14 protein-coding genes are annotated in these 12,118 nt (G+C 37.6%); 13 read left to right on the top strand and 1 reads right to left on the bottom strand.

The annotated features are described in order from the left end of the window. Positions 1–73: 73 nt before the first annotated feature. From AC1DLM_RS32895 to AC1DLM_RS32835, 13 genes are all read left to right on the top strand, one after another. Complete coding sequence (locus tag AC1DLM_RS32895; RefSeq protein WP_441991659.1) at positions 74–484, top strand: SMI1/KNR4 family protein; 411 nt, start codon at positions 74–76, stop codon at positions 482–484. 44 nt (positions 485–528) lie between these two features. Continuing rightward, positions 529–1,062, top strand: coding sequence for a hypothetical protein (locus tag AC1DLM_RS32890; protein ID WP_441991658.1), 534 nt, complete (start codon positions 529–531; stop codon positions 1,060–1,062). 71 nt (positions 1,063–1,133) lie between these two features. After that, positions 1,134–1,454: a hypothetical protein gene (locus tag AC1DLM_RS32885; protein ID WP_441991657.1), complete on the top strand. Its 321-nt coding sequence runs from the start codon at positions 1,134–1,136 to the stop codon at positions 1,452–1,454. A gap of 391 nt (positions 1,455–1,845) precedes the next feature. Beyond that, positions 1,846–2,451 (top strand): hypothetical protein, encoded by a 606-nt coding sequence (locus tag AC1DLM_RS32880; RefSeq protein ID WP_441991656.1) that lies wholly within the window; start codon positions 1,846–1,848, stop codon positions 2,449–2,451. Positions 2,452–2,468: 17 nt separating this feature from the next. Further along, positions 2,469–2,798, top strand: coding sequence for a DoxX-like family protein (locus AC1DLM_RS32875; RefSeq protein ID WP_441991655.1), 330 nt, complete (start codon positions 2,469–2,471; stop codon positions 2,796–2,798). After that, positions 2,795–3,475 carry a DUF4166 domain-containing protein gene (locus AC1DLM_RS32870; protein WP_477572333.1) on the top strand — a complete coding sequence of 227 codons (681 nt, stop codon included), beginning with the start codon at positions 2,795–2,797 and terminating at the stop codon, positions 3,473–3,475. Before AC1DLM_RS32875 ends, AC1DLM_RS32870 begins: the two co-directional genes overlap by 4 nt. 44 nt (positions 3,476–3,519) lie before the next feature. Beyond that, entirely contained in the window at positions 3,520–3,774 is a 255-nt protein-coding gene (locus AC1DLM_RS32865; RefSeq protein WP_441991653.1) for a hypothetical protein, read from the top strand. 123 nt (positions 3,775–3,897) lie between these two features. Next, complete coding sequence (locus tag AC1DLM_RS32860; protein ID WP_441991652.1) at positions 3,898–4,185, top strand: hypothetical protein; 288 nt, start codon at positions 3,898–3,900, stop codon at positions 4,183–4,185. A 379-nt stretch (positions 4,186–4,564) separates the two neighbouring features. Continuing rightward, entirely contained in the window at positions 4,565–5,026 is a 462-nt protein-coding gene (locus AC1DLM_RS32855; RefSeq protein WP_441991651.1) for a hypothetical protein, read from the top strand. Positions 5,027–5,162: 136 nt separating this feature from the next. Continuing rightward, entirely contained in the window at positions 5,163–5,729 is a 567-nt protein-coding gene (locus tag AC1DLM_RS32850; RefSeq protein WP_441991650.1) for a hypothetical protein, read from the top strand. 214 nt (positions 5,730–5,943) lie between these two features. Beyond that, a complete protein-coding gene (locus AC1DLM_RS32845) occupies positions 5,944–6,312 on the top strand; it encodes a YhjD family protein (protein WP_441991649.1) in 369 nt (122 codons plus the stop codon). A gap of 38 nt (positions 6,313–6,350) precedes the next feature. Further along, positions 6,351–7,577 (top strand): DNA polymerase IV, encoded by a 1,227-nt coding sequence (locus tag AC1DLM_RS32840; protein ID WP_477572334.1) that lies wholly within the window; start codon positions 6,351–6,353, stop codon positions 7,575–7,577. After that, complete coding sequence (locus tag AC1DLM_RS32835; RefSeq protein WP_441991648.1) at positions 7,574–8,077, top strand: YhjD family protein; 504 nt, start codon at positions 7,574–7,576, stop codon at positions 8,075–8,077. The genes AC1DLM_RS32840 and AC1DLM_RS32835 overlap by 4 nt, the downstream gene beginning before the upstream one ends. Before the next feature lie 93 nt (positions 8,078–8,170). Here AC1DLM_RS32835 and AC1DLM_RS32830 read toward each other — a convergent pair whose 3' ends face one another. Continuing rightward, entirely contained in the window at positions 8,171–11,986 is a 3,816-nt protein-coding gene (locus AC1DLM_RS32830) for a hypothetical protein (RefSeq protein WP_477572332.1), read from the bottom strand. Positions 11,987–12,118 lie beyond the last annotated feature (132 nt).

The following is a 12,118-nucleotide window of genomic DNA, read 5'->3' as shown; positions in this document are numbered from 1 at the left end:
CAAATATGGAAATTGGTTCATAAACAAAACTAATATGAATCAATGCCACGATTTATTGTAGGAGGTAATCAGGATGGCTAAGGACATTGACTACTTGATTAAAGAGTTAAAATTTAATACTCCTACAAGCAAGGAGGTAATCGTTGAAACAGGTATTCAATTAGGTGTGAATTTTCCAAAGGATTACATTGATTTCATGATTCGATTCAATGGTGGAGAAGGAATCATAGGAAACTCATATTTAGTTCTTTGGTCTAGTGAGGAATTAGTTGAAGATAATGAAGGCTACGCTGTTAAGGAATTTGCGGATGGTCTTGTACTGTTTGGTTCTGATGGTGGAGGGACTGCTTATGCTTTTGATTCGAGGTATGAAAATATGCCTATTGTAGAAGTACCTTTTATAGGTATGGACTTAGAAGAAATCAACAGATGCTCTGATACATTCATTGGTTTTCTTGAATATTTGTATGAACATAACTCATAACTAAATCAAAGAGTAAATTTGTTGAAAGTAKGGTCGGCATCATAATGATTTGGCGTGGCGTATTCAATTTAGCTTTGTTTTTACTTTTGCTTGGTTTATTTTGCTATCAGTATTTATTCGGAATGAAAGGCTTCCTATTTATCGCTCTATTGATATGCGTTACTTATATTTACCAAAAAATAAGAAGTAATAGTAAAGAGGAAAAGAATTTACCTTTAAATAAAAAGGTTCTATTTACTTATTCTTTCAAGAATAAATACCTTGGAAGTGCAATGTTTTTAGGATTCGGAGTTATTGTTATTTTAATCCCAACCACCTTTTTCTTGTCATCAGATGCTTATGATATTTCAAGAACAGCAATAATGCAAAATCAGATGGTTTTATCAAAGGTGGGGGAAATAAAAAAACTCAGTTCTTTACCTCGAGGTTATATAAATACAAAGGGAACGCCTGACAAAGCAGAATTTGTAATTAAGGTGACAGGCACTAATCAAGAAGTAAATGTAGATGTTTCACTATCTAGAAAAGATTCAAGTGGGAAATGGTCTGTTAATTCATTACAAGTAATAGAAAAGTAAAGCTATCGACTCATACAATTCTAATAAAACATGGATTTTATACATTGGAAGGAAGAAGTAATATCAAGCACATGACATTTGTGAACAAAACCTATGAGCAATTACAAAAACTTGTATCTCCACGATATAAACAAGTTATTCCTAAAGGGACAGATGTTGTATGTGGAGTTATCTTCGATGAAGAAGAAGTGGTACTTTCATCTGCTGTAAGAAAAGCCTTGAAAAAGGTAAACCTAAATCTAAATGATGAAGCAAAGAAACTTGCTATAGGTTATAATTTCACTTTTGAGTCTATCCAGCTATTACACGAGTATAACTTTGATGTTGTATCGTTAAGAGACTTCCCTTGGACGGACGAAAGATATAAAGCAATTAAAGGTAGCAACAGATGAAATAAAAAGAGAAGTTCTATCCAAAGAAACCACTCCATTGGAAGGAGTGGCTTTGTCTTTATATGCTGATATATATTGTGGTCARAATGAACTTTGTGTTTAGATACTTTACGGTGAACCGTACCATAGATGACAGGTGAGGTCATTTCTTTAACGGGAGAACGATTGTTCATTTGCTTTGACAGATTTTTTGAGGTCGACTTTTTTAAAGGCAGGATGACCATTTTACAGGATTAAAATCTAATTTAAATCTAGGGAGCAGATCACACGTCTGGCAGCTGTTCCCTTTTTCATTGACGAATAAGCAGAATAGCGTAGAGTTCCTTCTACTTTCAGATTAAGAAGGAATTAGTTGGAATTTATCGAAATAATGTGGAAACAGGAGGTAGCCATGATCAATAGAAAACCCATTTATGTAGAAATTCTTATGAAGGTACCAATGGAAACATTGTGGACATATACGCAAACACCTAATTTGCATCAACAATGGGACTTAAGGTTCTCAGAGATTACATATATTCCTAAATCCAATGAAGAACATCCCCAGCGCTTTTTATATAAAACCAAAATCGGTTTTGGGCTTTGTATTGCGGGAGAAGGCGAATCGGTAGGTAACAAAGAGAAAGACGGCATTATGACCTCTACCCTGAAGTTCAGTTCATCTAATCCCATCTCGTTAATATCTGATGGAGCCGGCTTTTGGCGTTATGTGCCTACAGTTGATGGAATCCGTTTCTTAACAAGATATGATTATAGAACTCGTTTTGGCGCATTTGGCACATGGATCGATGGATTCATATTCCGACCGATAATGGGGTGGGCGACAGCATGGAGTTTTGACTGTTTGCGTCTTTGGCTAGAGCAGGGGATTTCTCCATCTGTATTGATCAGGCGTTCAATTTCGGAGATTGTGATAACAATAAGCTTATTTAGCATTTGGGTGTACCAAGGACTTGTACCAAAGACTTGTACCAAAGACTTGTACCAAAGCTGTTAGTTCCAGATTCGGGGGAAATGGACATTTTAACGAGTATCCCAGGTATTGCTGACTACGGAAGGCTACTCCTGATTTTGATGGGATTAGGAGAAATCGTAATCGGATTCTTGTTTCTTATTTTGAGCGGCAAAAACCGAAGAAGACTGCATAAATTCAATATCATGGTTTTAATTCTTCTTGGATTAAGTGCGGCATCACATCCAGCGACCTACGTAGCGCCTTTCAACCCAATTACTCTGAATATGGCGATGATGGCCTTATCGATAACCAGTCTGCTAAACGTAACAGAGCTTTCAAGTGCTAAAAGATGTCTCCGAAATTCACCTGAAAGGGGTAACCAAACATGACCTCAATCTACGAAAAGGCCCTCGGTGAAGATTTTGCCAAGCTCCATCCTCAGATCCAAAAACGATTTAGCTTCGAAAGCGAAAATCAAATAGCGTCTATTGGAAAAGGAGTTATGGAACATGTTTGGTATGGTAAATGGTTTACACTTCCGTTCCTAGCACTAGGTACTTGGCGAAACATCCTTTTTCCGCAGGGTGGTAAGCATATTCCTTTCACGATCGAGAATTACGCATACAGGGATAGCTTTGGGCGAGAGACTGTTACTTGGATTCGGACATATCAATTTCCAAACCGAGTCAGACGTTTTGATGCTACGATGATTTACAGTGAAAAACGACGCAAAATTATCGATTATTTAGGTACTCACCAGCATTTGGCAGTGGAAATCGATATGTTTGTTGCGGAGAATGGCGGAATGGGGCTACTTTCTGGGAAACAATTTTTTTATGAGGGGATTCTGGGCTTTCGGTTTCCAATGATATTCTCCGGATATGCTGATGTCTGCGAGTGGTACGATGATGAAAAAGGAAAGTTCCAAATAAATGTGCAAGTGAAAAACAGATTTTTTGGACCGCTATTTGGCTATCGTGGATCCTTTGATGTTGAATATGTCACGACAAATAACCGCGACATTCCACAGCACGTGAAGCCAGTGCGGGAAGAGAGACGTGAGTAACCTGTTAGCAAAGTCATTTAATAAACTAGGTAAAGGAAATTATTATGAGAGCAGTAGTGAAGAAATCAGTGATTGTTTATGGGATTTTGGGATTAGTAATAGGATTATGTATGTTTATTTATTCAATAAGTTCTAATGATTTTGTTTTCAATGTAGGCGATAAAGAAGTTCACGGATATCAGGGAGGATTACTATCGATATTTTTTATGCCAATAATAATGGCTGTAGTCGGAGCTGGACACGGAGTAATGTTTTGGTTCCCGATCGTTTATATATCTCGAAAAATAACAAACAAATAAAGATTTCAAAGCACAGCGGCTGCTCTTTTTCTTTAAGTAACGGGCAAAATTCCAACAATATATACATGTTATGTGAAACAATACGGTTTCAATAAAACGAATTGAACATCTTTGGAGGGTGAAATGGGCTACATTTGTCCAGTTTGTGGTTATGATGAATTAGAAAAACAAACATATGATGAGAAGGGTAATGAATCTTTCGAAATATGTGTATGCTGCGCTTTTGAGTTTGGCGTGGATTGCATGCTTTATACCTTTGAAACATATCGTACGGAATGGTTATCAAATGGTGCGAAATGGTTGTTACATGCTACTAGACGTAGTGGTAACTGGAGCGCAGATGAACAATTAAAGAATATTGAAAAAATCAAAACAATGTACATCCCGTACAATCGGCCACCAAAGCCTTAAGCTAACGCTACCAGCTTATTTTATTGTAGATAAAGGACAATAAAGATGCAAAAAAGTATAAACTTACTGAAACTATTAGTCGCTCTTATACCAAGCTTAATCTTAATTTTCTTATTACTTAACTTTTTCCCAAACACAGGATTAGGTAGAATCATCGCGCTTCCGTTTATTTTAGTCATAAACACGGTCTTGATAACTATAGGAATAACTTTTATTCATCGATTGAATCAATCTCTAATAATTGCTACCTGGATTTTGATTTTACTATTTACTTTGGTGATTACCATTTTGATCTATCCTCAAGAATATGGTCCAAGTGTAATTCATCAATTGTGGAATAAGATGACCATCGGGCGATGATCCAATCAAAGGGGATACTATGGGAAAAACTTTGTTGTCCGAAGAAATGGCGGAGCAAATAGAAAGAAGAGTAAGAAATGTATGGGATATTAATAAAGCTTATTGGTATCCCTTATTTAATTGTAAGAGAAACGATGTAATAGCCTTTGATTCAGAATACATTCACATATCAGCGAGATTAAAGTTATTAAAGGAAATATTTAAAGAACATCGTATAGAGACAGCGTATGAATTAAAGGAAGATGGTTCATTCTTTTTGATTTCTGATTTTTTTGAGTACGAAATGTGGGATAAAGAACCGTATTTTGAGGTTAGTGAATGTTATTGGTTTGATAATAACATGGATTGGATTATTTACGTCTCCCATGAGGGTACAACTACTTTTGGTGGTGAGTGGCTTCGGTCAAAAATCAAGGAAAAGTGGAATGATTGGAGAAATCATATTTCATGGGATATAAAAAATCAAGATAGCTTACGCTAAGCGTAAAGATAGAAGGCTGCTGGTAGATCAGGTCAGTTCCTCGCCGCGTGAACTGTCAGTTATTTTCACTAAAAAAGGAAGTTGGATATAAACTTTGAATAACTTTAAAGTATGAACTTCAGGGATGGTGAGGGGTATGGACTTTGAAAAAATAGAGCAATCCTTATATAAAATTATTGATCAGAAGCCAGTGCTACACAGCGGAATTGAGTTAATATTGAGCGAGCTTACGAACTTTGAACTTGAGAAAGATGAGTTGAAACGGATAATTGCTGGATCATTCAGCGAATTTCAGAGTTTTCTTAGCTCTATCTTCAAGAAAGATCCTCTCCCAAGTACAATAATAGCTCTTAATCTGGGTATTTTTGAAAGTAATGAAGGAACAAGATATTACATATCCGGTTCATCTGAATGGAATAAGGAAGGTTCAGATTGGGCTTGTAACAACGACTATTTTCCAGAGCAAAGGTACATTGATTTGTTAATACACAATAAGATGGATGAGTTATCAGAGGAGAACTATGATGCTTATATTTTTCTTGCACTAAGTATTGCAGCATTGTACCTGATTGAATTTTTTAAGAATAATAAAGACCAATTCATTAATTTTTATAGACCCAAATTATTCATAGCGACGGGCTTTGACGATGGCGATATTTATAACATCGGTAAGGTTGCTTCCGAAGGAGTAATTGCTACATAATGCAAGGCAGACTAAGCTAACGCTGTATGATATTTCAATAAACTAGTTTGAATAACTTGAAGAGATTTGCTTTTACCCAGATAGTTCATCTGGGTTTTTGGTGTTTTTATCCATTGCTAAAAATATTTAAAAATTCCCTTGCATAACGAATACGTGTTCGGTATATAATATGTAATACGAATACATGTTCGTATTTTGGTGGTGTGATAAAAAAGTGATTAGTCAAAGAATTGAAACTGAAGAGGATATTCAAATCATTAAAGAGTGCACTTTGTTACCTATTTTGCTGGATATGTTAGTAAGAGATATGGATGAACTAAAGATTTACAGGGAAAAAATTGTATACAATCATGTTCTTTTTTATCTTAAAGAAGTGGAGCATTCGATTTATCCTGAATTACAAAGCATTAAAAGAAAGATGAGAACACAGGATATTATGGTTTTGAACACAGAAATGAATTCATTGGGCATTAATGTTGAATATAAAGTGCGCGGTTATATCCACCATTTCACAATGTTGAGGAGTTTGGTTAAAGCAGAGCTAATGACCATGCTAATGAATATGCGGAGGCGGTTAGGGTGAAGGAAGAACGTGAGAAAATTGTTCTATTAGCGGATTGCATGAGCTTCTACGCCAGCGTTGAAAAAGCGGATCACCCAGGATGTAAAAATAAACCTGTTGCTGTGGCTGGGTCTGTTGAACGCAGATCAGGAATAATTTTAGCCGCTTGCCCGATTGCAAAAAGTTATGGAGTAACTACGGCAGAGCGTCTCGGAGAAGCTTTAAATAAATGCCCAGATCTCGTTGTCATGCGTCCACGCATGCAGCATTACATTGATGTTTCGCTGATGATCACGAAGATTTATGAAGAGTTCACTGATCTCGTTGAAGTCTTCAGCATTGATGAGCAATTTTTAGATGTTACTGGAAGTGTACCTTTTTTTGGAGATCCTGTAACGATTGCCAAGTCGATTCAGCAAAAAGTTCTAAGTCAAACAGGGGTGTGGGTAAGAGTAGGTATAAGTTCTAATAAGATACTTGCTAAAATTGCAACTGATATATGGGCAAAGAAGAATGAAAGTGGCATTTTTACTTTGCCCAAAACAGAAGTTGAAGCCTTTTTGTGGCCGCAACCAGTAAATAAGATGTTCGGTGTCGGCTCGCGAATGACAGCACATTTTGCTCGCCTTGGAATGACTACGATTGGTGATATTGCCAGAACACCGCTACCGCGTCTTAAGGATAAATTTCGTGCTCGCTTTGGGAAGCAATCAGATATTCATGCTGAAGTCATGTGGAGAACCGCGAATGGCTTAGATGACTCTCCCGTCACACCTGGCACTTTTAATGCTGCTCCCAAATCAGTCGGCCACATGATGACTTTGCCGAGAGACTACACTGAAAGTATTGAAGTTGACACGATTCTTCTCGAACTCACAGAGGAGGTTTGCCGAGATTGCCGTCGTAAAGGGTATATGGGCAGGGTTGTCTCAGTTAGCTGCATGTGCAGTCCTTACGAAACACCTACTGGCTTCTCACGGCAAATGAAGATGCCTGATCCAACTAATAACACGAATGCAGTATACGAAGCCGTCAAGATACTATTCTATCGTTACTGGGACAAAATGCCGGTACGCCGCGTAGGAGTGACTCTTAGTAACCTTGTAGATGATGAGGGATATCAATTGACCCTCTTTGAAGATCAGGTGAAGTCAAGAGCTTTAGATAAGGTCACTGACAAAATAAAGGATCGTTACGGCAGTKCTGCTATTGTAAGGGCATCATCGCTTACTACTGCAGGGCAAGCAGCAGATAGGTCGATGAAAATCGGAGGGCATTACAGATGAGTAAAAAGCTGGAAAAGAACGGACTGTGGGAATCTAGCCGAATGATGCTTCCACAACATAAGGAGGCATTTCAGAACAGACTTAGCGATAAAGTAGTTCAACATGGCCGTCCAACAACGGAAGAAATCAATATGATGAGAGATTATGCTTTATTGCCCATCATACATTCGATTATTTTGAAAAAGGCCCGAGAGGTAGAGGGGTCTTCCGAAACGTTACGAGTGCTCTATTCTAAAGTTGCAAAGGTGCTTGCCAAAAACATTCATGCCGATTTATTAAAAGTAAAAAGAAGCTTAATGGAAAGAAATATCCGCATTTTTGAAGAGGAAAAAGATGATCGGATGATCCGCTATAGATATAACTACGGAGGGTATGAAGATAGTTTTACAATCACTAGAGATTATATGCGTGCAGAAATAGGTGTGAGGATCGGACGTTATGCCGATGGTCTTGTAACTAATATGTACGGCGCGGCAAGATTCAATGAGAAACAAATATAAGCCATGAAGAAGCCCGATGGAGAATGTCTTCATCGGGCTTGATTTATTAAAAGAAATAAGTAGGCTCTTAGTTAGTGCTATGTATACAACGACTTATTCAAATCTTTCGTTATACTGCCGCTCGTATTTCAACTCTGATTCACGTTCTAAACGGATTTCTTCAACAAATGCTCTTCCCTGATGTATAGCCCAATCCTGAATAATAGGATTTTCATGGTTTTGAAGTTCTAACAAAAGGGGYAATCGAGATTGAAGTATTGCTGCCCGTGATCCACTCCATGAAGTTGGCTTCAACCTTGATTTTAACTCGTTTAGAACGATGATCGGATCGGTAAATTTATTAATTAAAGTCATCGCAAGTGGAGTCCATTGCAGTCCGTTTTCAGTGTTTGTGTAGGGGATAACAACTGATGCTGCTACGGGACACCTTACAGTGGGATTGGCATTACACCATTTCAGTATCACATCATCATTGATAGCTAAAATAGGATTACGGTGTGTAGCAGTATCTTCGGAGAACAATCGGGCTAACCGGTAATTATGGTGATCGCTTTTTTCGAGAAAAACATTAATAAAGACYATTGGATGTAAAGAGGCCAGTGAGAACAAACTTCGATCATAGTCTCCGGCGGAAATATCATAATTTTCCATGGCTTTAGAAATCTTTGTGAGAACTAATAGAGTACTTTCGGTCGCGGCTTCGTTAGCAAAACAATATTCCACAATGTTTGCTAATGCATAGTCCATATGAGAAGAGTTCTTGCGGGAAAAAGTATATTGAACGAGTAATTCTTGTCCTAATTTAGAGATTAATTCGCTAACATCATTTTTTGTCGTTCCGTGAATTCTCATATGAAGAATATCAATAGCAACATCTATACCATCGTTTTTGGAAGATACTTTTCTCAACAACTCACAGATATCAGAATCATTGATTGTTTCATGAGTTTTCCCATAGGCCAAATTACCATATTGCCATATTGGTGCATTCCCAAGTTCAAGCGATTTCATAAGTCTCGACACACCTTTTTGAGTAATGTCCACACTGGTTTGAATAAATGGAAACGCCATCGATAGAATCCTACAAGTAACCGCCTCGTATAACAAGTCTTCAGATAGATTATTATTTGATTTAGAAAGGGCGTTTAAAAAACCTCTAAGTAACTGATAATTACGTTTCGGCTCATCTATCAAGAATAATTGTTCCAAAATAGTATTCCAGATAGTTCGTGGATCACCATGCCCTTTTGCTAATCCTTGTCCAAAATGAAAAATCCTCATACCCTCATTCCCTAAAAGCACGGGTAAAAGCTCGTGTAAAACATCCATTTGTGATCCAACTTCACGACCAAATGTACGAGTTTTTTCTTCTATCCTTGCAAAACCATCGCTTGCACTGCCTCTTTCATCTTCATCTTCAACTGCATCGATCAAATTAATAGTAGTTCCAAACCCGGACAGTGTATATAACTTAATTTGATCTATCAAATCAGTTGGCTCCAAAAGTTTGACTAAGGCATCCAATCTAGAAAGTACATCCGGTAACATATCTTTTTCATCGAATCTTTTTGTGCTCTTAACGGCTACCCAACCTTCATTCCAACTAGCTTTTTCTGAAATAGCTTTTACAGCAGTCTCTAATTCATCATACATTGCAGCTGTTGTCCATAGACCACGGAACTTCTCAGCCAAAAGAGCTTTAAGCTTAAGTGATACCGGATTTTCAGAAACGGTAACTGCCACTGTATAATCAAGAAATAATTTATACCATTGTTTTACATCCTCTTTATTTTCTGGTGAATAGCCAAAATCTCTAGCACGAGCACCAAATTCAAAATCGTAAGAAGAACTAAAGTGCCAAGACTCCAACGACGCACTTAATAAAGAAACGGCCAAGGTTACTCGATCTTCGGATTCGGATTCTAACAACTTGGTAATAACATTTAATCTTTGTAAAGGAGAGGCATGGGTACCAGATAGATAGATTTGAAACATTGATGTTAATAAACTTCTTATTGAATCGCTGTTTTCATTTGAGTTTTCCGACAATGCAAATTGGCACAGAAGATGCGTAGATCTTTCGAATAATTCCTGTTCATATGCTATTGATCTAAGAAGTCGTGTGAAATATCTAAAATGGTTATTTTTTCGAGTGAAAAATTCTCCAGCGTCTTTTTGATTAGCAACATTCTCAATCGTTGAGAGGATTAACGCAGGATCCACCGGAGCGATATTTCTATACAGAGTAATACCAAGTTCATTTAAATCTCTAATATCTCCTAAAATGCCTGTATCAGATAACCATTCACGTACAATCTCTTTTGCAGCAGTAGAATTATGAAGATAACCTAGTCGTCTTGAGAAGGAGGTTAATAACCTCACAGAACCACCACTTAGAAAAATTTTAGTGATGTCGTTATTCGGGATATTTTCCAATGCTCTGGTGGCCAGACGGTTTGCAACTGCGTGAGGTAAAACAGCTCTCCAATTACTTCTTTGTTGTACAAGATCACGACGTTTTAATTCACTAATATTTTCGTAAAGTTCTCGAACGCTCATTTCTAATAAAGAACCTAAAAGAGTAAGTTCAGTATTTTCGTCTTCTCCGGTTTTGCAATTGAATGAATACACAAGGGAACACACTTCTGCTACTTTTTGTAATTTACTGTCTGGTATATTTCGTTGAAAAAATAACCTTTCAAATAATTCTTGGTCTCTTAGTCTKGAAATATCCTCTCCTCTTTCAATTGTTCTTGCTAGGGCGATAGCAATACGTGCRTTTCCACCGGAGAATTGAGCTATTGTTCGTGCGCTTACTTGGCTAATTTGACTAAATCGTGCAAGCATAACCTTTTCAATTAATTCAACTGAAGCTGGTTCCAAGCGATATACGTCCGTCTCTTCAGGTTGATCTTCTCTGACATCATACTCTATTGTGATTAAACTAATAAGACTTCCGGCTGCCGAACATATCGAAGTCAATCGTCTATGTAAATCCGGTGGGCAATTATCAATAACAAGCACAATTGGCTTCTGGAGTGCGATCAACCTTTCTGTGAAATTTCTTGGATCTGGGAAAGGACTATCACTAACATCAGAGTAAATTACTTGAGATCGATTTAATGGCATAACACCGATTCGTTCATCAAATAAAGCCTGTATTAATCGAGTCTTACCCACTCCAGACAATCCCACTAAACGAACCGAGGACCTTGGATGACTAAGTGTATTCCTAAGTTCATTTATACCATCTACTATAGAAATACCTTCTGGACTTGTATTGTTAGCATTATATAATCGAACATGAGCATCAGTAATATATTCTTCTTTAATACCTTCGGGACAGTTAGCCCAATTATCGTATGCTTTCCATCCATGAATTGGCCTTCCGATTTTTTCTCGTACCCATAGAACAAGTGCAGGATGTGTACGAACCCATCCAGCTAGTCGTTCACGATCATAGAAGTCAATCTTGATCTTTGAAGAGTTTGCGTAATCAGATACTGCATGCTGCATCGCTGCTTTTCTGTTTCTTAATGATGAGTCTGATGTGGATCCTTGACTACTAACAATAATATAGGCACCATCGATATCCGCTAAATCTTTAATTACTTGTCTAAGTTCTCCGTCTGGACGCATTTCTGAGATAATTTCAGAACGAGGCATGTCAGGTTTTTTCACTTGAAATCCTGTGCCTGATCTTGGTATAAAGCTGTCACTATGTAAAGTAGCGGTTATCTCAACACGAACATCAAGCCCACCATCACTTGCGTTTTGGTGCCCGCCCCATGTAACCCCTGCGATAGGTAAACCAGCAGAACGTAACTCTGCTTCACAAAGAAGGCCAACAAGTGATCTGAGATCTGAATCGTTCAATTCTTTTATATCATTACCTGTAATTTCAAGCATAAAAATCCTCCTGTGAAKCTAAGTAATTTGGTATATCGTGCTGATTTGTTCTCAACGAATATCTAAAAATAAAAGCATTTGCAATCGCGTTTGAGTTTCTTGCATGTTGGACGATAAACGGAAACTGAGGGT

This window comes from Paenibacillus sp. 01T442 (assembly GCF_056398345.1).
Note: the sequence above shows the minus strand (reverse complement) of the source record. Positions and strands in the feature narration are given on the sequence as shown.

Bases quoted from the DNA above. Each gene is read 5' to 3' on its own strand.
- AC1DLM_RS32895 (WP_441991659.1), top strand. From the start codon at position 74: ATGGCTAAGGACATTGACTACTTGATTAAAGAGTTAAAATTTAATACT.
- AC1DLM_RS32890 (WP_441991658.1), top strand. From the start codon at position 529: ATGATTTGGCGTGGCGTATTCAATTTAGCTTTGTTTTTACTTTTGCTT.
- AC1DLM_RS32885 (WP_441991657.1), top strand. From the start codon at position 1,134: ATGACATTTGTGAACAAAACCTATGAGCAATTACAAAAACTTGTATCT.
- AC1DLM_RS32880 (WP_441991656.1), top strand. From the start codon at position 1,846: ATGATCAATAGAAAACCCATTTATGTAGAAATTCTTATGAAGGTACCA.
- AC1DLM_RS32875 (WP_441991655.1), top strand. From the start codon at position 2,469: ATGGACATTTTAACGAGTATCCCAGGTATTGCTGACTACGGAAGGCTA.
- AC1DLM_RS32870 (WP_477572333.1), top strand. From the start codon at position 2,795: ATGACCTCAATCTACGAAAAGGCCCTCGGTGAAGATTTTGCCAAGCTC.
- AC1DLM_RS32865 (WP_441991653.1), top strand. From the start codon at position 3,520: ATGAGAGCAGTAGTGAAGAAATCAGTGATTGTTTATGGGATTTTGGGA.
- AC1DLM_RS32860 (WP_441991652.1), top strand. From the start codon at position 3,898: ATGGGCTACATTTGTCCAGTTTGTGGTTATGATGAATTAGAAAAACAA.
- AC1DLM_RS32855 (WP_441991651.1), top strand. From the start codon at position 4,565: ATGGGAAAAACTTTGTTGTCCGAAGAAATGGCGGAGCAAATAGAAAGA.
- AC1DLM_RS32850 (WP_441991650.1), top strand. From the start codon at position 5,163: ATGGACTTTGAAAAAATAGAGCAATCCTTATATAAAATTATTGATCAG.
- AC1DLM_RS32835 (WP_441991648.1), top strand. From the start codon at position 7,574: ATGAGTAAAAAGCTGGAAAAGAACGGACTGTGGGAATCTAGCCGAATG.